Origin of the sequence: Microbacterium sp. SS28, assembly GCF_022761035.1 — a bacterium.
Classification (GTDB): Bacteria; Actinomycetota; Actinomycetes; order Actinomycetales; family Microbacteriaceae; genus Microbacterium.
The window spans coordinates 255010-279604 of sequence record NZ_JAKWJP010000003.1 but is presented as its reverse complement, the minus strand read 5'-3'; the positions used below and the strand labels follow the sequence as shown (position 1 = coordinate 279604).

The 24595-nt window shown below is 69.9% G+C and carries 19 protein-coding genes; 7 read left to right on the top strand and 12 right to left on the bottom strand.

What is annotated here, in order from left to right; all coding sequences use genetic code 11:
- Positions 1 to 47 precede the first annotated feature (47 nt).
- From MJ607_RS10425 to MJ607_RS10390, 8 genes are read right to left on the bottom strand one after another with little or no spacing between them, the layout of a single operon-like run.
- Positions 48 to 464 carry a hypothetical protein gene (locus tag MJ607_RS10425; protein ID WP_243075528.1) on the bottom strand — a complete coding sequence of 139 codons (417 nt, stop codon included), beginning with the start codon at positions 462 to 464 and terminating at the stop codon, positions 48 to 50.
- The gene (locus tag MJ607_RS10420) at positions 461 to 1690 is read right to left on the bottom strand and encodes an NRAMP family divalent metal transporter (RefSeq protein WP_243075527.1); all 1230 of its coding nucleotides are present in this window, start codon (positions 1688 to 1690) and stop codon (positions 461 to 463) included. The genes MJ607_RS10425 and MJ607_RS10420 overlap by 4 nt, the downstream gene beginning before the upstream one ends.
- Positions 1687 to 2145 carry a hypothetical protein gene (locus MJ607_RS10415; protein WP_243075526.1) on the bottom strand — a complete coding sequence of 153 codons (459 nt, stop codon included), beginning with the start codon at positions 2143 to 2145 and terminating at the stop codon, positions 1687 to 1689. The genes MJ607_RS10420 and MJ607_RS10415 overlap by 4 nt, the downstream gene beginning before the upstream one ends.
- A gap of 1 nt (position 2146) precedes the next feature.
- Positions 2147 to 3028 carry an SDR family oxidoreductase gene (locus MJ607_RS10410; RefSeq protein ID WP_243075525.1) on the bottom strand — a complete coding sequence of 294 codons (882 nt, stop codon included), beginning with the start codon at positions 3026 to 3028 and terminating at the stop codon, positions 2147 to 2149.
- Positions 3025 to 3558 (bottom strand): Rieske 2Fe-2S domain-containing protein, encoded by a 534-nt coding sequence (locus MJ607_RS10405; RefSeq protein WP_243075524.1) that lies wholly within the window; start codon positions 3556 to 3558, stop codon positions 3025 to 3027. Before MJ607_RS10405 ends, MJ607_RS10410 begins: the two co-directional genes overlap by 4 nt.
- Positions 3552 to 4562 (bottom strand): FAD-binding oxidoreductase, encoded by a 1011-nt coding sequence (locus MJ607_RS10400; protein ID WP_243075523.1) that lies wholly within the window; start codon positions 4560 to 4562, stop codon positions 3552 to 3554. Before MJ607_RS10400 ends, MJ607_RS10405 begins: the two co-directional genes overlap by 7 nt.
- Positions 4563 to 4575: 13 nt before the next feature.
- Positions 4576 to 4875 carry a hypothetical protein gene (locus MJ607_RS10395; RefSeq protein WP_243075522.1) on the bottom strand — a complete coding sequence of 100 codons (300 nt, stop codon included), beginning with the start codon at positions 4873 to 4875 and terminating at the stop codon, positions 4576 to 4578.
- 30 nt (positions 4876 to 4905) lie between these two features.
- Positions 4906 to 5085, bottom strand: a complete 180-nt coding sequence (locus MJ607_RS10390; RefSeq protein WP_243075521.1) for a hypothetical protein — start codon at positions 5083 to 5085, stop codon at positions 4906 to 4908.
- Between the two features lie 238 nt (positions 5086 to 5323).
- Here MJ607_RS10390 and MJ607_RS10385 point away from each other — a divergent pair, with 238 nt between their 5' ends.
- From MJ607_RS10385 to MJ607_RS10375, 3 genes are read left to right on the top strand one after another with little or no spacing between them, the layout of a single operon-like run.
- Positions 5324 to 6100: a hypothetical protein gene (locus tag MJ607_RS10385; RefSeq protein WP_243075520.1), complete on the top strand. Its 777-nt coding sequence runs from the start codon at positions 5324 to 5326 to the stop codon at positions 6098 to 6100.
- The gene (locus MJ607_RS10380) at positions 6097 to 6510 is read left to right on the top strand and encodes a phage holin family protein (protein ID WP_243075519.1); all 414 of its coding nucleotides are present in this window, start codon (positions 6097 to 6099) and stop codon (positions 6508 to 6510) included. The genes MJ607_RS10385 and MJ607_RS10380 overlap by 4 nt, the downstream gene beginning before the upstream one ends.
- Complete coding sequence (locus tag MJ607_RS10375; protein ID WP_243075518.1) at positions 6507 to 7118, top strand: DUF3618 domain-containing protein; 612 nt, start codon at positions 6507 to 6509, stop codon at positions 7116 to 7118. The genes MJ607_RS10380 and MJ607_RS10375 overlap by 4 nt, the downstream gene beginning before the upstream one ends.
- Here MJ607_RS10375 and MJ607_RS10370 read toward each other — a convergent pair.
- Both MJ607_RS10370 and MJ607_RS10365 read right to left on the bottom strand, forming a co-directional pair.
- The gene (locus MJ607_RS10370) at positions 7108 to 8847 is read right to left on the bottom strand and encodes an alpha-glucosidase (protein WP_243075517.1); all 1740 of its coding nucleotides are present in this window, start codon (positions 8845 to 8847) and stop codon (positions 7108 to 7110) included. The two genes, MJ607_RS10375 and MJ607_RS10370, sit on opposite strands and share 11 nt — an antisense overlap.
- Before the next feature lie 9 nt (positions 8848 to 8856).
- The gene (locus MJ607_RS10365) at positions 8857 to 9972 is read right to left on the bottom strand and encodes an ROK family transcriptional regulator (protein ID WP_243075516.1); all 1116 of its coding nucleotides are present in this window, start codon (positions 9970 to 9972) and stop codon (positions 8857 to 8859) included.
- Positions 9973 to 10089: 117 nt separating this feature from the next.
- On the opposite strand from MJ607_RS10365, the gene MJ607_RS10360 reads away from it, so the two are divergent.
- The 4 genes from MJ607_RS10360 to MJ607_RS10345 are packed head-to-tail and all read left to right on the top strand — an operon-like array spanning position 10090 to position 15452.
- Complete coding sequence (locus tag MJ607_RS10360; protein WP_243075515.1) at positions 10090 to 12276, top strand: alpha-galactosidase; 2187 nt, start codon at positions 10090 to 10092, stop codon at positions 12274 to 12276.
- Between the two features lie 29 nt (positions 12277 to 12305).
- Complete coding sequence (locus MJ607_RS10355; RefSeq protein WP_243075514.1) at positions 12306 to 13595, top strand: ABC transporter substrate-binding protein; 1290 nt, start codon at positions 12306 to 12308, stop codon at positions 13593 to 13595.
- A gap of 1 nt (position 13596) precedes the next feature.
- A complete protein-coding gene (locus MJ607_RS10350) occupies positions 13597 to 14535 on the top strand; it encodes a carbohydrate ABC transporter permease (protein ID WP_243075513.1) in 939 nt (312 codons plus the stop codon).
- Positions 14535 to 15452: a carbohydrate ABC transporter permease gene (locus MJ607_RS10345; protein ID WP_243075512.1), complete on the top strand. Its 918-nt coding sequence runs from the start codon at positions 14535 to 14537 to the stop codon at positions 15450 to 15452. The genes MJ607_RS10350 and MJ607_RS10345 overlap by 1 nt, the downstream gene beginning before the upstream one ends.
- A gap of 73 nt (positions 15453 to 15525) precedes the next feature.
- Here MJ607_RS10345 and MJ607_RS10340 read toward each other — a convergent pair whose 3' ends face one another.
- Together MJ607_RS10340 and MJ607_RS10335 are read right to left on the bottom strand one after the other, a co-directional pair.
- Positions 15526 to 19134: a family 43 glycosylhydrolase gene (locus tag MJ607_RS10340; RefSeq protein ID WP_243075511.1), complete on the bottom strand. Its 3609-nt coding sequence runs from the start codon at positions 19132 to 19134 to the stop codon at positions 15526 to 15528.
- Between the two features lie 15 nt (positions 19135 to 19149).
- A complete protein-coding gene (locus MJ607_RS10335) occupies positions 19150 to 24537 on the bottom strand; it encodes a fibronectin type III domain-containing protein (RefSeq protein ID WP_243075510.1) in 5388 nt (1795 codons plus the stop codon).
- Between the last annotated feature and the right edge of the window lie 58 nt (positions 24538 to 24595).

Sequence of the window (24595 nt, the reverse complement as noted above, 5' to 3'; positions counted from 1 at the left end):
GACTGAGCATCACCGACCGAGGGCCGTCGGCCCGACATCCGATCTGCTCACTCAGGATCATGACGACCTCCCGGAATGCGACCCACGATCCTGTCCCTCACGAACCTCTCGACCCACGTCGCATCGAGGTCGTCCGCGAGCGCGTCGATCGTGATGACGATGCCGAGCCGTGACACGAGCGCCCACGGCAGCCGTTCCCACGACGACCGCGGCAGCCGGCCGCCGAAGACGCGCGGGAGCACGGCGACCCCGACGAGCATCGCCGAGACGGTGCACTGCTGGGAGTGATCGACCCGCTCGCCCACCTCGACGCCCGCGAGCTCGATGTCGTCCACCGTCGAGATCGGCGTCGCCTCGCGATCGAGGATCTGCCGGTCGAGCAGGTGGAGCCGCGCATCGACGGCGCGACCGTCGGGATCGCGGTACCACTCGAGCGGCCTGCGGGGTCCCATGGCGCGGATCATGAGCCCATCCCCGATGCGATCAGGAGCGGGATCGCCGCGAGGGCGGCGATCAGGATGACGCCGAGGAACACGACGCCGAGTGCATTTCCGAGCCGCCCGTTGACGTTCTCGCCCATGTAGTCGGGATCGTTCGCGACGACGAGGATCGGGAAGTAGGTCAACGGAAGCGCGACGGCCGAGAAGACGACCGACAGCTCGGTCACGGCGATCGGATCGACGCCGGTCAGCAGGATGCCTCCCCCGATCAGGAGGCACACGATCATCGCGAGGTGGAACCGCGCCGCCCGCACGGGGCGGCGGAACTTGCCCCAGCTCCACCCGAAGAACTGCGCGAGCGTGTAGCCGCTCGAGAGGGTCGTCTCGAGCGCCGCGCCGAAGGTCGCCGCGAGGATCCCGACGATCGCGAACGCGAGCGCGAGCTGTCCGCCCGCCTGCGAGACGGGCAGCACGATCTGCGAGAGCGTCTCGACCTCTATCGCCTGGGGCAGCAGCACGACGGCGGCGCACGCCGCGATCGCGAGCGAAAGGATCCCGCCGAGGGGGAATCCGACGAACACGTTCGCACGCTCGACGCCGAGGTCCTCGGGCGTCCAATGCTCCTCTACGGCGCCGGACGAGAAGAAGAACACTTCGTACGGCGTCATCGCGGCACCGAACAGGGCGACGGCGAAGTACCAGTACGAGAGGGGATTCCCGGATGCCGCGGTCCACGGCTGCACGGCGCTCGCGCCGAGCGCTCCCCAGTCCGGCTTCAGCAGGAACAGCGCGACGATGAAGACGATGAGCGCGAGTCCGAGGAGTCCCGCGACGTTCTCCATGACCTGGAACTTCACGCGCCACAGCACGATCCAGACCCCGAACAGCGCGACAGGGATCCACAGCCCCGGACCCACGCCCGCCGCGAGCTGCAACGCGAGCGCGATGCCGCCGATCTCGGCGGTCAAGGTCAGCAGATTGATGAGGAAGGATGCCGCGAGGTTCGCGAGCCCCGCGCGCGGGCCGAGCCGCTCGCGGATGATCTCGAAGGTCGCCCGCCCGCTCACCGCAGCCACCCGGCCGGACATGTCCGCGTAGACGCAGATGCCCGCGACGCCGACGACGACGACCCACGCGAGCCCGAGTCCGTACCGCGCGCCGACGACGGCGTTCGTCACGAGATCGCCGATGTCGACGAACCCGCCGATGGCGGTGAGGATGCCGAGCGCGACGGCGAACAGGCGGCTCACGGCTGCTCGTCCAATCGTGCGAGCTGCTCGGCCGCGGCATCCAGCTCATCGCCCGCCTCGGGCAGACCGGCCGCCGCGGCCTGGACGGCGTCGATCGCGTCCTGGCTCGCCGCCAGGAGATCGCCGCGGTAGGCGGCATCCCGCGCATCGATCGGGCGGTGCAGGTCAGCCTTGTGCACGACGTCGGCGAGCTTGCGCTCCATGTCGCCCAGGAGCGCCCGCGTCGTCGTGCCGAACATGCGCCCGTCGGCACGCTGGTCCTCGCCGAGCTGCGCGGAGCGGGTCGCGCTCAGCGCCTCGCCCGCGAGCGCGACGAGCGCCGGATCGGGCGAGGGCGCGGGGGCACACGAGGTGAGGAGGGCGATCAGCAGCACGCCGGCGATCCCGCAGCGCCGGCGCGGCTCGGCAGTCGCGTGTGCGGGACGCGGCCGGACGGGCGAGCGCCGGCGCGGCATGTCAGAGGCCTTTGCCGCCCGTCACCGGGAGCACGGCGCTCGACACGTACGAGGCGGCTTCCGAGGCGAGGTAGACGTAGGCTCCCGCGAGCTCGGCGGGCTGACCCGCCCGCCCGAGCGGGGTGTCCTGGCCGAAGGACGTGACCTTGTCGGCGTCCCATCCCGTGGCGGGGATGAGCGGCGTCCAGATCGGCCCCGGAGCCACCGCGTTGACGCGGATTCCCTCGGGTCCGAGCTGCTCGGCGAGCGCCTTGACGAAGGCGACCTGCGCGGCCTTCGTCATGGCGTAGTCGATGAGCCCCGGCGAAGGGTTGAAGGCCTGGATCGACGACGTCACGATGATCGACGAGCCGGGCTTCAGGTGCGGGACCGCCTCGCGCGCCGACCACAGCATCGCGTACAGGTTCGTGCGGAAGACGCGGTCGAACTCGTCGGTCTCGAGCGCCGCGAGACTCTCGCGGTCCTTCTGGTACGCCGCGTTGAGCACGAGGATGTCGAGGCCCCCGAGCTGCGAGACGGTGTCGGTGACGATGGATGTCGCGAACCGCTCATCGCGCAGATCGCCCGCGAAGCTCACCCCGAGGCGGCCTGCGTCCGCGATGAGGCGGACTGTGTCGTCGGCGTCGTCGAGCTCTTCGGGCATGTGGGCGATCGCGACGTCGGCGCCCTCGCGCGCGAATGCGATCGCGACGGCGCGGCCGATTCCCGAGTCGCCGCCCGTGATGAGCGCCCTGCGCCCCTGGAGGCGGCCGGAGCCGCGGTACGACTCCTCACCGTGGTCTGGCGTGGGACGTGACTCGCCCGTCTTGCCCGGCTGATCCTGGGACTGCGACGGGAAGGTGTCGGGGTGCTTCACCCGGGGGTCCATCGTCTCGGAAGTCATGTCTTCACTTTCTCCTTGTCGGGCATGTCGGACAGGTCTGCGACGGCGGGGCCTTCGAGCAGCCGACCGTCCGCCGCGAAGCGCGAGCCGTGCAGGGGGCAGTCCCAGGTCTTCTCCGCGTCGTTCCACGAGACGATCCCGCCCAGGTGCGTGCAGACCGCCGAGAGGCGGCACGTCACGCCCTCGACCGTCGACTCGGCCACCGGCGAGAGGCCGGAGCGCACCACGCGTCCCGCGCCCTCAGCGGGAGGCTCGGCCGGCGCCGCGCTGAACTCGGCGCGGGCCCACCCTCCCACGAGGTGTCCGGCGACCTGCAGATTCGCCCCGGCCGCCTCCCCCGCATCGCTGAGGGTCGCGTGATGCGTCGCAAGGCGCTCGGCCCACTTCGGCTTCTCGCCGGCGATGGCGCCCGCGATCGCGAGCGCCGCGGCGACGCCGTTGGTGAGTCCCCACTTGTTGAATCCCGTCGCGACGTGGATGCGGCCCCCGCCGCGCGGCAGCAATCCTGCGAACGGGACGTGCGTCACCATGCGGTAGTCCTGCGCCGCCCACCAGGTGAGCCGCACGGCACCTGGGAAGTGCTCCGATACCCACAGGTCGAGGCGCTCGCGCAGCGCCTCGACGCTTTCTTCACGGCCGGGGTGAACCCCGCGCCGCCGGCGACGAGCAGACTGCGGCCCGCGCCGTCCTGCGCGCCGCGGATCGTCCGCGACTCGGGATCCACCGAGAGGTACATGCCGTCGGGGACGGGCCTCCCGTCCGTGAGGCGGTAGGCGCCGACGAGCGAACGCGACGGCACGAGCTTCGCGAAGAACAGGCCGCGATCGAGGATGGGGGTGCCCGTCGCGATCACGGCGAAGCGGGCGTCGACGTCGCCGCCCGCCGTGCGCACGCGGACCCCGTTCTCGACGAGATCGATCCCCGTCACCCGGGCGTGCTGAACGATGCGCCCGCCGAGCCGGCGCACCTCTGCGGCCAGTCGCGCGAGGAGCCGCATCGAGTGCACTTGGCTCTGATCCGCCAGGGCGAGGGCGCCCGTGACGGCGAAGGGCAGGCCGATGTCGGCACCGGCGCCCAGCGTCTCGAACTCCAGCCCCGCCTCCGCGAGCACCTCGGCTTCGCGGCGCAGCACGTCGTCGCCTTCGGGGCTCGTCGCGTACGTGTACGCGGTGCGGGTCTGTATGACGGAGTCGTCGCCGTCCGCCACCGTGCGCACCCAGTCCTGCGCCGCGCGGTTGCCCTCGAGGTACGCGCGCAGCACGTCAGCACCGGCGTGCGCGCGAATGCCGCTCGCGACACTCCCCTGCAGGAGGCTCAGCTTGCCGGTCGTGCCGCCCGTCGTGCCCGCGCCGACCTCGCGCGCCTCGAGCACCATGACCGTGCGGCCCTGGCGCGCGAGCAGGACAGCCGTTGCGAGGCCCGTGATCCCGCCGCCGACGACCACGACCTCGACGCGCTCGACGCGCGGGTCATCCGCGATGGGCTCCGTCGTCCGCCGCCACAGGGATGCGGGAGGACCCGCGGCGACATCCATGCGGAAGGTCCCCCTACCCCCACGCGGGCCGAGGCGGCAGGTGCGGGATCTCGAAGGGGCGGCGCCCAGAAACGATCGGCATCATCTCGTCGATCGCGGCGAGCAGGACGTCGTTGAGCCCGCCGTAGATCGACCGCCCGCCGACGCGCTGCAGCCAGACGACTTCGAAGCCCTCCGCTGTGGCTTCGACGTACGCGACGACGCTGCTCGGGTCGTCGTCTTCGACGCTGCGGTCGCACAGGCGCCATGCACCGTCACCCAGGGGCACCAGCTCGAGTTGATGCACCGTTCCGTGGTCCAAGGATGTCGTCATCGTCGCCTCTTCTCTGACCGCACCGTCACGTCACTCGTGCCGGTCTGCCGGGACCTGATACGACCACACGGGCACGTAGCCCTTATGAGAGGGCTTGTGCGCGGGCCGACCCTCTTCGTCTGCCTGCCGCAACTGCCGGGCAGCGGGATGCTTCGCATCCTGCTGCTCGTCGAAGTGGCGCCGCTGCGCTGAGGCGGAGGTGTGGGTCATCTCGTTCCCCCCATCGACGTGTCGTGGTTCGAGGGTGCGTCGCGCGCGCGTGGGGGGCGAGGGGGTTGACATCCGGGCGACTGATGTCCCACCATTTCGCCCCTCCAACGAGGCGCGCAGAGCTCGCGTTATCCCACACAGGCGCCGTGCGGCGCAACCCCCGCGGCAGGCGTCCCGAAACCGACGTATCACTGAATCAGACCGGCCCAAGAGGCCGCACGATCGGAAGGGAGTCACGATGTCGGACATTCGTGACACGCTGCCAACAGGCGGGGACTCCACCCCCGCCGGAACCTCGCCGACCACCTACCCGACGACGCCGTCGACCTACCCGTCGTCGACGTCCGGCACGTCATCGGGCGATGCCGGAAGCGGCCTGGACGCCGCGAAGCACGAGGCCGCGCACGTCGCCGGCACCGCGAAGGACGAAGCCAAGCACGTCGCCGCGACGGCGAAGGAAGAGGCCAAGGAGGTCGGGCGCGAAGCGCGCACGCAGATCTCCCGCCTCTACGACGAGGCGCGCGGCGAGCTCTCGATGCAGGCCGCCGACCGCCAGGACCGCCTCGCCGAGGGCCTGCGCACCGCCGGTGGCGAGCTGCGCAGCATGGCCGACTCGAGCACGGACGGCGGCATCGCGACGGATGTCGTGCGCCAGGTCTCGCACCGCCTCGACGGCATGGCCTCGTGGCTCGGTTCCCGCGACCCCGGCGCCGTCCTCGACGAGGTGAAGCGCTATGCGCGTCGACGCCCAGGCATGTTCCTGGCGTTCGCTGCGCTCGCCGGCGTCGCTGTCGGACGCCTCACCCGCTCGCTCGCCGCGGGATCGCCCGACGGCAACGGGCACGGGAACGGACAGGGGACGTACCAGCGTCAGCTGCCGGCCGCGCAGGCCGCGGGCATGCCGCCCACGCGTACGCCGGCGTACGCTTCGCCGACGGTGCGGACGACGGCGGAGCGCGGCACCGATACGTCGGTCGCGAACGACCCGATGTATCGCTCCGGGGAGCTCGGATGAGCGATTCGACACCCTCTGAGCGTCAGGCGGCCAACACGTCGCTGGGCGACCTCGTGGGCCAGGTCACCGGCGACATGTCGGTCCTGATGCGACAGGAGCTCGCTCTCGCGAAGGCCGAGCTGCGCGAATCCGCGACCGAGGCGGTCAAGGGAGGCGTCACGATGGGCGCCGGCGTCTACGCCGGCCTCATGGCTGTCTTCTTCCTCTCGGTCGCCTTCTGGTGGGCCGTCGGACAGCTCATCGGACTCGGATGGTCGGCCGTCGTGACGGCCGTCGTCTGGGGCATCGTCGCGGCGATCTGCATCACCGTGGGTCGCAACAACATGAAGAAGGTCAAGGGCGCGCCCCAGACCGTGGACACCCTCAAGGAGATCCCGGACGCGCTGAAGAGGAACGAGGAGAACCGATGAGCACGACCAGCGAATCCCCGGAAGTCATCCGGGCGAACATCGAGGCGACGCGGCGCGAGCTCGGCCAGGACGTCGACGCGCTCGCCGACAAGGTGACCCCGTCGAAGATCGTCGACCGGCAGGCGCAGAAGGTGCGGGGCGCGTTCGGCGCCGTCCGCGACAGGATCATGGGCGCGGCGGAGGACGCCGCGGCGTCGGTCGGCGACGCGGGCCACTCGGTCGCTCACGGCGTCGAGGACGCCGGCCGGTCGGTCGCGCACAAGGCGCAGGGCAATCCGCTCGCGGCGGGACTCGTCGCTTTCGGCGCGGGGCTGCTGCTGGCGTCCCTCTTCCCTGCTTCGGACAAGGAGCGCGAGCTCGCCGCCAAGGTCGAGGAGAAGGCCCAGCCGCTCATGGACGAGGTGAAGGATGCCGCCCGCGAGGTCGGCGAGAACCTCAAGGAGCCCGCGCAGGACGCCGTCACCTCCGTCAAGGACACGGCGCAGTCGGCCGCGCAGCATGTCGCGGACGAAGCCGCGTCGAGCGGCGAAGCCGTCGCCGACGAGACGCGCCGTTCGGCGGCCCGTGCGCAGTCCGAGATGGGAACGACAGGCTCGCCTACGCTGTGAACCGCAGCACGACAGTCTCCCAGGGACGCAGCCTGATCGACCCCTCACCCGGCTGCCAGTCGGGGTAGTTGCCGATCACCCACTGAGCCTCGCCGAGCGCGAAACGCTCCAGCAGGGCGACCTGGTCGTCCTCGGTGAAGTTGCCGAGGACGATCAGCGTCGTCTTGCCCAGCGTCCGCGTGAAGGCGTAGACGTTCGGGTCGTCCGCCAGCAGCAGGGCGAAGTCGCCGAATCGCACGACGGGATCGTCATGGCGCAGGGCGATGAGGCGCCGGTGGTGATGGAAGACAGATGCCGCATCCGCCCGCTCGCTCTCGGCGTTGACGCTCACGTGATTCGGGTTCACGGCGATCCACGGCTCGCCGGTCGTGAAGCCCGCCTGCGGTGACGCATCCCACTGGACGGGCGTCCGCGCGTTGTCGCGGCTGCCCTCCGCGAGCCCCGCGAGCAGCCGGTCGTCGCTCGCGCGGCCATACTCGCGCTGCTCCGCGACCCAGCGCAGCGACTCGATGTCGCGGTACGAGTCGAACGAGGCGAAGTGCGCGTTCGTCATGCCGAGCTCTTCGCCCTGGTAGACGTACGGCGTGCCGCGGTGCAGGTGAAGGATCGTCGCGAGCATCGTCGCGGACTCGCGCCGGTAGGCGCCGTCATCGCCGAAGCGCGACACGATGCGCGGCTGATCGTGGTTCTCCCAGTAGAGCGCGTTCCATCCCGCGACGTCGAGCCCCGTCTGCCAGCGCGCCATCGTCGCCTTGAGCGCCCGCAGGTCGAGGGGGATGACGTCGAAGCGCCCGCCGGGGCCGTGGTCGAGGCCGACGTGCTCGAACGTGAAGATCATGTCGAGCTCGCCGCGCGACGGATCGGTCAGCAGGCCCGCGTCCTCGACGGTCGCCCCCGGCGTCTCGCCGACGAGCAGCAGGCCGTCGCGGCGCCCTTCGAACACCTCGTGGTGCATCTCCTGCAGGAACTCGTGCAGACGCGGGCCGTTGACCGAGCCCGCCCAGCCGTCGCCGTGCGGGCCGTTCGTCACGATCCCGTCCGCGAGCTCTCCCGCGGGGCCCACGTGCTTCGAGATGAGGTTGATGACGTCCATCCGGAAGCCGTCGATGCCGCGGTCGAGCCACCAGCGCATCATGGCGTAGACGGCCTGGCGCACCTCGGGGTTCTCCCAGTTGAGGTCGGGCTGCTTCGCGCTGAACAGGTGCAGGTAGTACTCGCCCGTCGCCTCGTCGTAGCCCCACGCGGGTCCCGAGAACACCGACCCCCAGTTGGTCGGCTCGGCACCGGGCGTGCCGGGCTCGAGCCCCGCACGCGCAGGGCGCCACCAGTACCAATCGCGCTTGGGGCTGTCCTTCGACGAGCGCGACTCGGCGAACCACGCGTGCTCGTCGCTCGTGTGGTTGACGACGAGGTCCATGACGACCTTGATGCCGCGGTCGTGCAGCGCGGCGACGACCTCGTCGAGGTCCTCGAGCGTTCCGAAGAGGGGATCGACGTCCTGGTAGTCGCTGATGTCGTACCCGTTGTCGTCCTGCGGACTGCGGTAGAGCGGCGAGAACCACACGACGTCGACGCCGAGCTCTGCGAGATGGTCGACGCGCTGCAGGACGCCTCGGAGGTCGCCCACGCCGTCCCCGTCGGAGTCCTGGAAGGAGCGCGGATAGATCTGGTAGACGACGGCGCCGGTCCACCAGGGGGCCGTGGCGGGGTCGAGCAGCGGGTTGGTCATGGGGTCCTTTCAGTCGAAACGGATGCGCTCGACGGCCGCCTGGATCGCGATCGCGGCGGCGCCGCGCGCCCAGGCCGTGAATCCGGAGTCGTCGACGTAGAGCTCGATCGGGTCCGCGCGGGGGTCGCGGTCGGCGGCGATGGCGGCGCGGACCTGGTCCTCGGCCACGGCGAACAGCCCGATGCCCTCGCCCGCCAGGACGGTGGCGGGCTGGAGCGTCATGTTGGCCGCGAGCGCGACGAAGCGGCCGAGCGCGACCGCGGCGGCGTCGACGACGGCCCGGGCCGCGGGGTGGCCGCCTTCGGCGAGCGCGAGCGCCTCGTCGTAGTCGACGGGGCGCTGCAGGGATGCCGACACCTGTCCCGCTATCGACCCGGAGCTGAGCATCGCCTCGGCGCAGCCGCGGTGGCCCATGTGGCAGACGGGACCGTTGGCGCTGAGAGGCAGGTGGCCGCCGAGGCCGAGACCGGCCTCGCGGGAGCGCACGACCTCACCGTGCACGACGAGGCCGTAGCCGACACCCGCGCCCATCGTGATGACCGTGAATCCCGGGATGCCGCGGCCGAGCCCGAACCACCGCTCGGCCTCGGCGAGCGCCACGAGGTCGTTCTCGAGCGAGACGGGAGCGCCGAGGGTCCCTTCCAGAAGCGCTGCGAAGGGGACCTCCTCCCAGCCCAGGAAGGGCGCGAACTCGACCATGCCGTCGCGGACCGAGCCGCCGAGCGACACCCCGACGCCGCTCGGCTCGGCGACCCCGAGATCGTCGAGTGCCGCCGCGATGGCGGCCGCGACATCCGCCGGCTTGTGCGAGTCCAGGTCGCGACTCACGGTGTCGAGCAGGCCCGCCCGGACGTCCGTCGAGACGGCGTGCAGCGCCTCGCCCGTGAGCTTGACGCCGACGAACGTGCCGATCCCGGGGGCCACGTCGAGGGGCCGGACGGGGCGCCCGACCGAGCCGTCGCCCGAGTCGTCGAGCTCGATGAGCAGGCCGCGATCGAGGAAAGGCTTCGCGAGGCGGGTGAGGCTCGCCGGCGACAGGCCGAGCCTCGTCGTCAGGGCGCTCCGGGCGATGGGCCCGTGGATGAGCACAGCGCGAGCGAGAGCCTTCTCACTGTCGGTCAGCATCCGCGACGACCTCCCCCATTGATTCCATCCTGACATGAATTACGTACCGATGCACCGTCGAATTCGTCCAGAACACCCCCTTGCCTTGTTTATTATTTTCGTGCTAGAACTAACTCCATGAACTTCAGCGAGTCCTCGCTCGACGCCGAGCGCACCGCCTGGACCCCGCCGAGCCCGCGACCGGAGGTCCTCCACCTCCGCCGCGGCGGCACGAGCGTCGTCCTCGACCTCGGCGCGTCGGGCGGTCCCGCGATCGTGCACTGGGGCGAAGAGCTCGCCGACTCGACCGACGAATCGCTGCGGGGTCTCGCGGTCGCCGCCCGCCCGCAGCGCGTCTCGGGAGGCCTCGATGTCACCCCGCGCCTGAGCGTCGTCGCGACGCCCGCCGCCGGCTGGCTCGGATCGCCCGCCCTCGAGGGCCACCGCTCGGGCGCCGGCTTCAGCGCCCTCTTCGATGTCGCGGGCGTCCAGGCGAACGACAACCGCGCCGTCGTCGCGCTCGTCGACTCCGAAGCGCGGCTCGCCGCACAGGTCGAGCTGCGCGTCGGCTCGGCGGGCCTCTTCCACCAGCGCATCACGCTGCGCAACACGGGCGACACCCCCTATACGGTGCAGTCGCTGCAGCTCGCCTTCCCCGTGCCATGGGATGCGACCGAGCTGCTCGACACGACCGGCCGCCACCTGCGCGAGCGCACCCCCCAGCGCCACGCCTTCACGTTCGGCACGCACCTGCGCGAGAGCCGCCGCGGCCGTCCGGGCGCCGACGCGACGCTCCTGCTCGCCGCCGGCCGCCCCGGCTTCGGCTTCGAGACGGGTCGCGTGCACGGCGTGCACGTCGCGTGGAGCGGCAACCACCGTGTGCTCGCGGAGCGCACGACGACGGGCGAGGCCTTCCTCGCGGGCGGCGAGCTGCTCGCACCCGGCGAGGTCGTGCTCGCGCCGGGCGCCTCGCTCGCCTCGCCGTGGGTCATCGGCTCGTGGGGCGACGGCCTCAGCGAACTGTCGCACCGGTTCCACGACGAGTGGCGGCAGCGTCCGCAGCACCCTGCGCGCCCCCGGCCCGTCACCCTCAACACGTGGGAGGCCGTGTACTTCGACCACTCGCTCGACAAGCTCACGGCGCTCGCGGATGCCGCGGCATCCGTCGGCGTCGAACGGTTCGTCCTCGACGACGGGTGGTTCGCGGGCCGCCGCGACGACACGAAGGGCCTCGGGGACTGGTACGTCGATGCGACGGTATGGCCCGCGGGCCTGCACCCCCTCATCCGGCACGTGCGCGGCCTCGGCATGGAGTTCGGCCTGTGGGTCGAGCCCGAGATGGTCAACCCCGACAGCGACCTCGCGCGGGCGCACCCGGACTGGATCCTCCGCGGGCGCATGGCGCTGCCGCGCTCGGCACGGCAGCAGCAGGTGCTCGACCTCGCGCACCCCGAGGCCTACGCGTACCTCGCCGAACGTCTGCACGCGATCCTCGACGAGCACGACATCGCCTACCTCAAGTGGGACCACAACCGCGACCTCGTCGACGCAGGCTCGGGCCCCGAGGGCGTCGCGCGCGTCCACGAGCACACCCTCGCGGTGTACCGCCTCATCGACGAACTCAAGGCCGCCCACCCCGGCCTCGAGATCGAGAGCTGCGCCTCCGGCGGCGCGCGCGTCGACCTCGGCATCCTCGACCGCACCGACCGCGTCTGGACGAGCGACTGCCTCGACCCCATCGAGCGCCTCGCCAATCAGCGGTACACGGCGCTCGTCGTGCCGCCCGAGATGCTCGGCATGCACCTCACGAGCCCCGTCGTGCACTCGACGGGCCGCAGCGTCGGGCTCGACCTCAGCGCGGCAGTGGCCCTCTTCGGCCACTTCGGCGTCGAGTGGGACCTCACGAGCGCCGACGACGACACGCGCCGCCGCGTCGCGGCGTGGGTCGCCCTCGCGCAGCGCATCCGCGGACTCGTCGCGACGGGCCGCACGATCGACGTCGACGGCACCGACCCCGGTGTCGATGTGCGCGGCATCGTCGCGGCGGACGCGACATCCGCTCTCTTCACGATCACGCAGACCGAGACGACAGTCGCCTACCCGGCGGGTCGGATCAGGATGCCGGGGCTCGACCCCGCCCGCAGGTACCGCGTCGCGGTGCTCACGCCCGGCCGCGACGCGCACGAGGACGCGGGTCAGTCCGCGCTCGAGTGGGCGTCGCAGACCGTCGTCCTCACGGGACGCGAGCTCGCCGTCACAGGCCTGCGTCCCCCCGTCCAGCTCCCCCAGCGCTCGACACTCGTCGAGCTCACCGCCCTCGCCTGAGACACCCCCAACGCGCAAGGAGGCGCACGATGAAACCGACTGCCCGCCGCTTCGGCAGGCCCGCCGCGGTCTTGGCCCTCGTAGGCCTGGCCGCCGTCATGGGCGGCTGTGCCGCCAATCCCTCGAACGGCGTCACGACCCTGAACTTCTTCCAGTTCAAGGGCGAGGCCCTCGAGGACTTCAACAAGATCATCGCCGACTTCGAGGCCGAGAACCCCGACATCAAGGTGGTCCAGAACCAGGTCGCGGACGCCGACACGCTCATCCGCGCGCTCCTGGTGAAGGACAGGGCCCCCGACGTCATCACGCTCAACGCCAACGGCGGGTTCGGCAAGCTCGCGCAGGCGGGCGTCTTCTACGACTTCTCCGATGAGCCCGTGCTGCAGACGATCAACCCCGCCGTGCAGGAGATCCTGGCGGACCTCGGCAACAAGGAGGGCGAGGTGAACAGCCTCGGCTACGTCAACAACGCCAACGGTGTGATCTACAACCAGGACATCTTCGAGGAGCAGGGCCTCGAGGTGCCCGAGACGTGGGACGAGTTCATCGCGGTATGCGATGCGCTGCAGGACGCCGGCATCACCCCGTTCTACGGCACGCTCGCCGATTCGTGGACGGGCCTGCCGTCGTTCAACGCCCTGGGCGCGTATCCGTCGCAGGGCGACTTCTTCGACAAGATGCGCGAAGAGGGCGAGAACGTCGGCCCGGACTCCGAGGTGTCGTTCCAGAAGGACTTCGCCGACGCAATGGACCAGCAGTACCAGCTGTTCTCTTACATGCAGGACGGGTACCGCGGCAAGACCTATGACGACGGGAACGCGGCGTTCGCGAACGGCGAGGTCGCAATGCTCCTCCAGGGCATCTGGGCGATCAATCCTGTCAAGGCTGTCAACCCCGACATCAAGGCCGCGATCTTCCCCTACCCGGCGGTCGATGATCCCGATGACCGACTGCTCGTGTCGGGTGTGGACGTGACGGTCACGATGGGCAAGAACGGGCCGCACCAGGAGGAGGCGCTGCGGTTCATCAACTACCTGTTCGAGCCCGACGTCATCGAGGAGTTCGCCGCCTCTCAGAACATGGTGCCCTCGGTCAAGGGAACCGAGATCAGCGACGATCCTTCGCTCCAGTCGGTCAAGCCCTTCTTCGATGAAGGCAAGATCACGGGCTTCATCGATCACCAGATCCCGCCGAGCATCCCGCTCGCCGCGATCGACCAGCAGTTCCTCTTCAGCGGCGACGCTGAGGCGGCGCTCGCGACCCTCGACAGCGAGTGGGCCAAGGTGGCCGCTCGCACGATCCCCGTGACGGGAGAATGACATGACAACCCTCACCGAGGCCGTGCGAGCCTCATCGACGGGCGGAACGACGAAGAAGCGTGCCAGCCGCATGCGCTCCGAGGCGAAGCGCGCGCCCAGCGCCTTCTACTGGATGGTGTGGCCCGCGGTCATCGCGTTCGCGTTCTTCCACACCCTGCCCGTACTGGTCGGCATCTTCTTCAGCTTCACGAACTATCCGGGCTACGGCGACTGGAACTTCGTGGGTCTCTCGAACTACGCGAACCTGTTCAAAGACAGCCGGATCCTCAACGCCTACGGCTTCTCGTTCCTCTTCGCGATCGTCGCGACGATCCTCACGAACGCGCTCTCGCTGGCGATCGCCCTGGGGCTCAATGCCAAGATCAGGGCGAGCAGCTTCTGGCGCGGCGTCTACTTCGTGCCCTACATCCTGTCGATCCTCGTGATCGGGTACGTCTTCCAGTTCTTCTTCTCGAACTCGCTGCCGAAGATCCTGTCGGGCATCCCGCTGTTCGCCGACAACATCCTGACGAACGAGACGTGGGCATGGACGGCGATCGTCGTGCTCGCCGTCTGGCAGGCGTGCGCCTTCTCGATCATCATCTACCTGTCGGGACTCCAGACGATCCCGGCAGAGCTCTACGAGGCGGCATCGCTGGACGGCGCCTCGAAGAGGCGGCAGTTCACGTCGATCACCTTCCCGCTCATCGGCGCGTTCTTCACGATCAACATCGTGCTGAGCCTCAAGGGGTTCCTCCAGGTGTTCGACCCGATCGTCGCCCTCACCAACGGCGGCCCAGGCACTGCCACGGAGTCCGTGACGCTCCTGATCTTCCGCGGTGGATTCAGCGGCGGGGAGTTCGCCTATCAATCCGCGAACGCCGTGATCTTCTTCATCGTGATCACGATCGTGTCGCTCTTCCAATTCCGGGTCCTTCAGCGCAGAGAGGCCGATTTCTGATGACTACCGCAACCAACGTCCCGTCGCAGGCGCAGCAAGAGCTCGACGCGGTCACGGCGAACGACAGAAGGCGCCGCCGCGGCGACACCGACGACGACACCCGCAAGGTCAACTGGTGGGCGACCGCCCTGATCGCGGTGTGCTCGCTCACGATCCTCATCCCGCTCTACCTCGCGGTCGTCGTGGCGCTCAAGACACCGGATCAGCTCACGACGGGCACGGGCTTCGAATGGCCGAACCCGGTCAACTGGGGCAACTTCGCCGAGGCGTGGGAGCGGACCAACTTCCCGCAAGCGCTCGCCAATACGGCGATCATCACGGTCGGCGCGGTCGTGTTCACGCTGCTCACGAGCTCGGTCGTCGCGTATGCGCTCGCCCGCAACATCCACCGACCGTTCTTCAAGGGAGTGTTCTTCTACCTGCTGGCGGCGCTGTTCATCCCGTTCCCGATCATCATGCTGCCACTCGTGAAGCAGACGGCGCTTCTGGGCCTGGACAACCAGGCCGGACTCATCATCCTGTACACGGTGTACGGGCTGTCGCTGAACATCTTCATCTACACGGCCTACATCCGCTCGATCCCGATCGAGCTCGAGGAGGCGGCGCGCATCGACGGCGCGTCGACGTGGCGGGTGTTCCGGTCGGTCATCTTCCCGCTGCTCATGCCCATGAACGCGACGGTCGGCATCCTCACGTGCGTGTGGGCGTGGAACGACTTCATCATGCCCCTCGTCGTGCTGACCGATCCCTCCGCACGCACCCTGCCGCTCGCGCAGTACGTGTTCCAGGGTCAGTTCAACACCGACTACACGGTGGCGTTCGCGTCCTACCTCATGGCGATGGCGCCCCTGCTGATCGTCTACATCTTCAGCCAGCGCTGGGTCATCTCCGGCGTCACGCGGGGGTCGATCAAGTAACGCAGGAGACACAGGAAGACGGATGCCGCGCCCCCGCTCACGGGGGCGCGGCATCCGTCGCTTCTCGGGTCGGTCAGCTTCCGTCGGTGGTGTCGCCCTCCGCGGCGGCGAAGTCGGCGAGGTTGTCGGCGCCGCTCCCGCCCCGGAAGGCGTCGGCTCCCGCGCCGCCGGTCAGGGAGTCCGCGCCGGCGCCGCCATCCAGCACGTCGTCGCCGCCACCGCCGGTGAGCACGTCGTCACCTGCCGCGCCGATGACGACATCGGAGCCGGCGCCGCCGTCGACCCGGTCCTTGCCCGTCGAGCCGGTGACGACATCGTCGCCGTCGCCGCCGTCGACCAGCACATCGTCGCCCTGGCCGCCGACGAGCAGGTCGTTGCCGCCCAAGCCGCGCACGGTGTCTCTGCCGTCACCGGCGAAGACGATGTCGGCACCCTCGGTGCCGTCGATCGTCTCGCTCGCGCCGCTGCCCGCGACGACCGTGACAGTCACGGTGGACGTGCGCTCGCCGTCCGAGACGGTCACCGTGAGCACCGCCGTGCCGGTGCGGCCCGAGACGGTGGTCGCCCGAAGCGTCCGCTGCTCGCCCGATCCGCCCAGCACCGCGTTGGCGGAGGGCACGAGCGCGGGGTTGCTCGACTCGACGCTCAGCACGAGGTCGGCCGCCGCGGTGTCGAAGTCCGACACCGCGAGGTTGATCGTGCCGCTGAAGTCGGTGTGCACCGTTCCGCCCGCGGCGACCGAGACCTTCGGCGTCGCAGGGACGACAGTGAAGGTCCGGGTCACGGGTTCGGCGGCCTTGTAGGTTCCGTCACCCGCCTGCGAGGCCGTGACCGCGCACTCGCCCGCGCCGACGAGGTGAACCGCCGTGCCCGAGAGGGTGCATGCGCCGCTCGCCGCGAACGACACCGGCAGGCCCGACTGCGACGTCGCCTCGAGGTCGAAGTCGGCATCGCCGAACGCACGCTGCGGCAGCTCGTCGAACGTGATCGCGTTCTCGGCCTTCGACCACACCTTGACGTCGTAGATGCCGGTCGCCCCGTTGGCGGAGTTGACGAAGTTCACATGTCCCGTGATCACGAGCCGCAGGTACCGCCACGGATCGGCCGATTCGATGTTGTCGGACGTGAAGCCCAGGTCGATGCTCGTCGATCGGTCGGCGAGCAGCGCCTGGAACGTCGTGCCGTCGTTCGAGCCGTAGAGCTTGTAGCGCGTGTACGCCTCCGATCCGCCGACCGACCGCGTGCTGAGATCGAGCCGGCCGATCTGCTTCGACTCCCCGAGGTCGAGCGTGAAGCTGACCGGGTTCGCCGTGGTCGGCGCGGCGGAGGACTGCCAGTACGTCGAGTAGCTCGAATCGATCGCGTTGCGGGCGATGAGACCCGGGTTCGACGTGCTCGTACTCGTCGCCGTCGCCGAGGCGATCGGGTACTGGGTGATCTCCGGTGCGACGATCCTGCCCGTTGCGACGTCAAACGAGAACTTCGCGTTGTAGGTCGGCACGGGGACGCCGTCCGCATTGTGCACGATCGGCATCCAGATGGTCTCGGACGTCCCGAGCGCGAGGGGCCGCCACCGATCGCCGACCAGGATGCTGGTCGTGGTCTCGGTGCCCTGCACCTGCAGGATGAACGCCGGCTGGGTCGCCCACGTCCAGTTGTTGCCGTAGTCGTTGAGGGTCGGGCTGGGGTTGCTCGTGTCCTCGAGCGAGCTCATGACCGACCACTTGCCCTGGTTGGGCGCCCAGCCGGACTGACCCGACGTGTAGATGTAGTACTTGCCGTCGTCCTTGAGGATGGCGGGCGCCTCGCGGCGCTGCCCGGGCCAGAGGACGTTGACGCGCTCTTCGACGTTCGTGTAGTCGTCGGTGAGCCGGTAGACGTTGATGTCGAGGTTGCTGCGCGCGACCGACACGAGGTAGGCGGTGCCGTCCTCGTCCTGGAAGAGCGTGAAGTCGCGCGACTGGTCGCCCGTGTTCGGGTCGGAGTCGCCGGTCCCGCCGATCACGGGGTCGGGGTTGAACGATCCGAGGTAGCTGTAGTCGCCGTCGACGGTGTCGCTCACGGCGACCGCGACCTTGCCCTCGTTGTAGTTCGCGGCGAGCTCCTTGTGCCCCCACATGACGTACTTGCCCGTGGCCTCGTTGTAGAGCACCTTCGGACGCTCGATCTTCGAGTAGGAGCGGCCCGTCGCGGGGTCGATCCCGAGCTCGGGAGCGGCGTCCTTCGTCAGGACGCTGTTCGCGAAGGTCCAGTTCACGAGGTCGTTCGACTTGTACGCCGCGACGTTCCAGAACGTCGACGAGTTGTGCGTCTTGTCCTCGCCGAACCAGTAGTACGTGTCGCCGACCTTGATGGCGCCGCCGCCGTGCGCCTGGATGGGATTGTCGTCGCTGTCGAACCACAGCCCTCCGTTGACGATGAGGTCGGACTGCCCGACGGGGATCGTCACGGCCAGCTCTCCCGACTTCGCGGACTCGCCGCCCGAACTCGTCGCCGAGATCGCGTAGTAGTACGTCTGGCCGGGCTCGACGGTGCTGTCGCGGCCGGTCGTCTGCAGCGCCGTGAGCGCGGACCCGGGAACGGGAGCCAGCGACTTCAGCGCCGTGTACGGACCTCCGGGCGTCGTCGCGCGATAGACCGTGTAGCTCGACGCCCGGTTGTCGGCGCCCGCCCAGCGGAACTCGGCGAACGAGGAGCTGGACTTGATGAGCGTCGGAGTGGTCGGCGCCGACGGAGCCGCGACGATCGTCGTCGCCGACGCGCTCGCCGACTGCGCCGACTCGAGGCCGCCCTGGTCGGCGGAGACCTTGTAGTGGTAGGTCGTGCCCGGGGTGAGCCCGGCATCCGTGAACGACGTGCCTGCGCCCGCCGAGACGTTGATGTAGCTCCCGCCTGCCGTCGTCGAGCGGTACACGCGGTACTTCTCCGCCCCCGGCACGGGGTTCCAGGACACGTTCATCGTCGTCTCGGAGGTCGTGGCGCTGACGGCGGGGCCCTCGGGCGCCGCGATCGTCGTGGCGGGCAGCGGAGCGACGGTGAAGTCGTCGAAGGCGTCCGCGTCCCAGTTGGTGCGATAGCCGGCCTTGCCCGATGCCAGTGCCGAGTCGGTCATCTCGCCGATGCGGAGGTCATTGACGTAGCAGCGGATCGTGCTCCCCTGCAGAGTCATGCGGATCGTGTACCAGGTGTTGATGACGGGTGTCATCGAGAACGACTGCACGACCACGGTGCTCGTGCCGGCGATCTTCTTGCTCAGCTCGACGCGGTTCTCACCGAGCTTGTTGATCCGGCACATGTAGTAGTTGTTCGCATCGCTGTGGCGAGCGATCAGCCCGGGATATGCACCCAGCTGGCTCGTCGTGAACATCATGCGGGTGCTCACCGAGAAGTCGTCGTAGGAGCCCGCGGCGCTGATCGCGTAGGCCTCGGCGTTGGCGGTGAGGGACTGCTTGAGCATCTTGTTCGAGGCGTCCGTCGGGTCGGCGACGACGGACCACTGCGAGCTGGGCGTCAGCGTCCACCCGTCGGCGACGCCGTCGTTGAAGTCGTCCGACAGGGGCGCTGTCGCCGCGGCCGCGGGCGCGGCGACGAGCACGGGAGTGAGGGCCGACGCCAGCAGCACGCCGATGACGGCGGCCGCGAGGCGCCGACGGCGCGCATTCGCTTGAGTGTGATTTCTCACTTGATCTCCTTCGATCTACTTCGAGACTGTCACCTTGAGGGGTGCGCTCACGGTGGTGCCCGCGGGGTTCGTGAACTCGACCGTGTAGGTGTACGAGCCCTTCGCCTTGCCCGTCACGGGGAGCGTCGCGCGCTGCGCAGCGGGGCTCGCGGCGACGAGGGTTCCGGATGCGACCTCCGCGCCGTTCTCGAGGAACCGGTACGACGTCGCATTCGTGCCCCACCACAGGTCGGCGGTCACGGTGTAGACGCCGTCGCCGTCCTTGTTGTCGGCCGAGAGGACCGGCTTGCCGGGCGACGCGTCGGTCACCTTGACCGTCAGCGGTGCGGTCGCGGTCGTGCCCTTCGAGTTCACGAGCTCGGCCGTGAAGACGTAGGTGCCGTTCGGCAGCCCTGCGATGTCGACGACCGCGTTCTGGGCGTTGGGCGTCGCCATCGTGAGCCAGACCGACGAGACGAGAGCGCCGTCGCGGTAGAGCTTGAGCTTCGACGCGTTCTCACCCCACCACAGGTCCATCGTGACCTGGAACGTGCCGTCCTTGAGGCCCGTGTCCCACCCGTCGTTCGACGAGAGCACGCCCTTGCCGGGCGCCTTCGTCGCGCCGTCGTTCGAGGGGACCTCCGGGAGGGTGACGGATGCCGTCGCCGCCGACCGCGCGCCCTCACCGAGCTCGTTGACGCCGGCGACCTCGTAGGCGTGCGCCGAGCCGAGCTCGAGACCCGTGACGGTGCAGGTCAGCTCCGCCGTCTCGCACACGGGCTCGGTGCCGCCCTTCTCGTACACGCGGTAGCCCGAGAATCCGCTGCCGGCGGGGGCCGAGGCATCCCACCCGATCGCGATCGAGGTGTCGGACGCCTTGCGCGCCGTCGCGTTCCGCGGAGTGCCGGCAACCGTGAGGTCGGCGACGGCGATCCAGCTGAGGACGGGGTCGGACGATCCCGTGCCCCGCGCGGCCCGGAAGAGCACCGTCGTCTCGGCCTCGAGCGCGAAGGCGATCGTCGAGACGCCCTGCGGCGTCGACGCCGAGAGGTTCACGGGCGAGCCCTCGACGACCTCGTCGCCGATCGTGACGCTCGGCGCGACCTGGCGCGTGACGCCCCACCACTCCTGGTAGCCCGACGTCAGCTCGTACGAGCCGGCCGGAAGCGTGAGCCGGTAGTCGACCGACCCGCCGGCACTCGCCCACCAGCCCGTCGTGCGGGACTTGTCGTAGTCGCCCGTGACGCGCGCCTTGGCGCCGACGAAGCCGGCACCCGAGTCGATCGGGTTCACGAGGCCCCATCCGGCAGCCTCGTCGAACGCGCCGTCCGGAGCATCGTTGCGCAGCAGGTCGCCGCGCAGCGCCGAGACCGCGTCGTACGAGGGCGATGAGCCGCCTCCGTACAGTGACGCCGCGTCGACGAAGTAGGCGAGCCCCGCCGGGACCACCTCGACGTCGAGCGTCACGGCCGTGCCCGCGGCGCTGCCCGCGACGGCCGAGACCGTGTAGGGCGTCGTCAGGGCGGGCTCGCCGCTCCACGTGACCGGCACGTCGTGCTCGACGCCGCTGATGGTCGCGAGCCGGACGGACTCGGGGAGCACGAGCTCCTTCCCTGCTTCGGCCGCGATGCGGTAGTCGGACAGTGCGAGGTAGGGCACCTCGACGAGCGCGCCGACGGCGGCGGCGAGCGCCGCAGCCGCGGCATCCACCTGCTCCTGCGTCGCGAGCGGGTCGTCGTAGACGGCCTTCGCGCCGATGCCGACGGTGCGCAGGCTCTGCCACGACGCCTCGGTGTAGGCGCGGCGCGGAGCCGTCGACGCTGCGGTGAGCTGCGTGCCGAGCGCGGCCTTGTCGACCGTGACTGCCTTGTCGGCGATGCCGATCCAGCTGACGGCGGGCGCCTCGGTGCCGCCCGTCCCCGCGACCGCAAACGTCACTGTCGTCTCCTGGGTCAGCGTGAAGGTGCCGCGCAGCACGGCGGCCGAGCCGAGCGACCCGTTCGCGAAGGTGTGCGAGCCGATCGTCTGCGTGACGGGCGCGCCCGCGGCATCCGTGTATCCGATCGTCGTCGTGACCTTTCGGCTGCGCCCCGAACCGGGGTTCCACCACTCGGTGTGACCCGACGCGATGTCGTACTCGCCCGCGGGGAGCGTGAAGCGGTACGCGATGGGCGTGCCCGGTGCGGCGGTGTACCAGCCGGTCTCGCGCGTCTTGTCATAGGGCGTCTGGTTGAGGCGTCCCTTCGCGGTGTACGTGCCGGCGCGGCCCCAGCCGCTCGCCGTCGTGTAAGCGGCGTCGGCCGTCGCGTTGCGCAGCTGGTCGCCCGCCGCCGACTTGTAGGCGGGGTAGGCGAGGCCGTCGGCGGGCGCGTTGGCGTCGACGAAGTAGCGGATGCCGCGCGGCACGACCTCGACGTACGCGCTCACGGTGAGCGACGGGTTGTTCGCGAACGTGCCGTCGATCTTCACCATGTCGTACGCCGTCGCGAACTGCCCGGGCGTCGCCTGCCACGTGACGGGCGCGTCGATCGTGCCGCCGGCCTGGCTCGTCGCACGGAGCGTCGCGGGCAGCGCCGGGACGACGCCGGGCGCCGTCGTCGAGCGCGGCAGCGTGTCGAGCACCGCGACGGGCTTGATCGCGGGGTCGACGGGACCCGCGACGGTTCCGCCGATGAGCGCGTCGATGCCGTCGAGCGTGAAGGTGCCCGAGGTGACGCGCACCGTCACGGTGTGCGGGCCGTCGGCGAGACCGCGCAGCCAGTACGACGTCTGCCGATTGCCGGTGGCGCCGACCGTCGCGGTGCGTGCCGGCTCGCCGTCGACCGTGACCGAGAGGTTCGCGGCCGCCGTCGCACCGAGCAGGTTGAAGCCCGTGCCGTTCATCTCGAACGTGAACGAGCGGCCCGTGCTCAGGACGTGCTGCGTGCGGTTGAGGTGCGCGTAGCCGGCCTGCGTGAAGGCGAAGCCGCCGGGGTACGAGACGCGCGCGTCGGCGTCGTCGATCTTGACGGCGTGCCACGACAGCCCGTCGACGGGCGTGATCGCGAGGTCGTCGAACCACGTGTTGTAGTAGCCGCTCACGATCGAGATGCGGCCCGACATGATCGGGGTCGCGCTCGTGTCGGCGTACGTCGCGAGCACCTGCCCGTCGAGCGTGGCCGTGATGACGTTCTCGCGCGCCTCGACGTTCAGCGTGTGCCACGCGGACGCGTCGAAGAGGAACGTCGTGCCCTGCTGCACGACGGTGTCGCGCTTGCGCAGCTCCCACCGGCCCGTGTCGAAGACGCGCACGCTGTAGCCGGCGAGGTCGGCGCCCTCCGCCACGACCTGGCGCACGCCGAGCCCCGCGAAGTTGCCGAGCGAGGCGTCGCGCACGACGTCGTCGAGCCGGAAGTCGATGCTCGAGGTGTAGTTCGTCCACGAGTGGTCGCCGAGGACCGTCGCGGGGTTTGCGGTCGAGGGGTTGCGCTGCGAGCCGTCGCCCCACACGTTCCACGTGTAGCCGCGGTTGCCCGCGTGGATGCGCTGCTCCATGACGCTGCCGCGCTCGGTGCCCGAGTCGACGGCCTCGAAGGCGCCGTTCTGGTCGGCCGTGTAGCGCACCTTGCCGCCGCGCCGCTCGAGGTAGTCCATCGAGACGCCGTTGATCTGGGTCTCGCCGTAGCCGGCGTACTCGTAGTCGTCGGTGTAGGGCAGCTCGAGCACCGTGTCGGCCGCAGGCGACGCGTACTGGCCCGAGGCGTACTCGGTCGTCGTGCCGTGGATGCCGTCGGCGAGGGTCGACAGGGTCAGGATCGAGTACGGCCGGACCTGCACGCGGTAGACGTCGTGCGGGGCGCCGCCGATCGTCTCGGTGCGGACGGGAACGACCTTGCCGATCCGCTGGAAGTAGTTGGCGTCGTACGCCTCGCCCGCGTCGGGTCCGCGCGTCTCCCACACCGCGAGCGGCGTGTCGTCGTCGGTGCCGAGGTTCGCGACCTTGACCTCGAAGCTGCGGGTCTTGGACGTGTTGTTGGCGTGCACCTGCGTGAACTCGGCCGGGGCTCCGGCATCCGTCTCCGCCTTCGGCGTGCGCAGCGTCAGGATCGTGCGGGTCGACGAGTCGACGTTCGTGCCGCCGTCGCCCTTCGTGCCGTCGCCGCCCGAGGCGCCCTCGACGTACTCCCAGCCCTCTTCGATGAACTGCATGAAGTGGCGCACCATCGTGATGCCGACGCCGCCCTCGTAGTAGCCCGACCACGGGTCGGACGCGCGGATGAGGTGCTTGGGCGAGTACTGCGAACCCTCGTACATCGCGCTCACTGCGGGCTGGAAGAGGAACGTCGTCATGTGGCCGGGGTTCGGCTCGGTGCCGCTCCAGCGGTACGCCGTGATAAAGCGGTCGGCGATGTCGACGGCGCCCACCGTGCCGCCGATGCCGCCGCGCGCGGGGTCGGCGTTGATGCGGTACTCGGGGTCGATCATGGGCGCGACGCCCTCGGAGTACAGCACCTCCATGCCGAACTCCTTGTTGAGCCGCGTGAGGGCGGGGTCGCCCGCGATGTCGTAGTGGTAGCCGACGGCGTCGACCTGCTCGAGCGCCGCGGGGCTCGCGAGGATCGCCCGCGAGACGGCGCCGACGTTGCGGTACGAGTCGAGCGCGACGATCTTGATCTTCGAGTAGTCGTAGCGGGCGCCGGCCTTCTCGGCGTCCTGCTCGAGGCGCTGCGCGAAGTCCACGGTCCAGGCGAGCTCGCTGTTGATGTAGCTCGCGTGCACTTCGTTCTGCGACGGGCTGATGTAGTCGAACTCGACGCCGTACGTGTCGTACGCGGCGTCGATCGTCTCCTTGTACCACTGGTAGCGCTTGTTCAGATCGCCGCCGGTCCACGACGGCTCGCCCCACCGGAGCGCCTCGACCTCGATGTGCGGGTTGATCGACTTGGCGTCGGCGATGAAGTGGAAGCCCGCGCCGCGCAGCACGTTCGCGGGCTCGTCGGCCGAGCGCTTCGTGGCGGGCTCGGCACCCGAGGACGTGTTGTTGTCGGCGCCGAGCTCGACCTTGATGTGCTTGAGCCCCGCACCCGTCTCGGGGTCGAAGATGAGGTGCATGATGCGCCAGTAGACCTCGGGCTGCTCCTCCTTGTAGTCCAGGAGCAGGTTCGACGTGTTGTTGCACGACACCGAACCGAAGCCGCCGAATGTGTTGAACGGCGCGCCCTCCGCGTCGCGCTCGACATCGTCGCCGTTGACGAGCACCTCCGCCCATGCGGCCATGTCGTCGTACGTCAGGGTCGGCAGGTCGTCGATGCCGGCGGCCTGCACGGCGGCCGGTACGGCGGGGACGGATGCCGCAGCCGCTGCGGGCGGCGCGACGAGGGCTCCGGAGAGCACGAGCGCGCCGATCGCGAGCGGCGCGACCAGAAGGGATGACATCTTCGGCATGGGGTTCCTCGACGATGAGAGCGGCCGGGTCGTCCCGGCTCCAGCATCGAAGCACCGA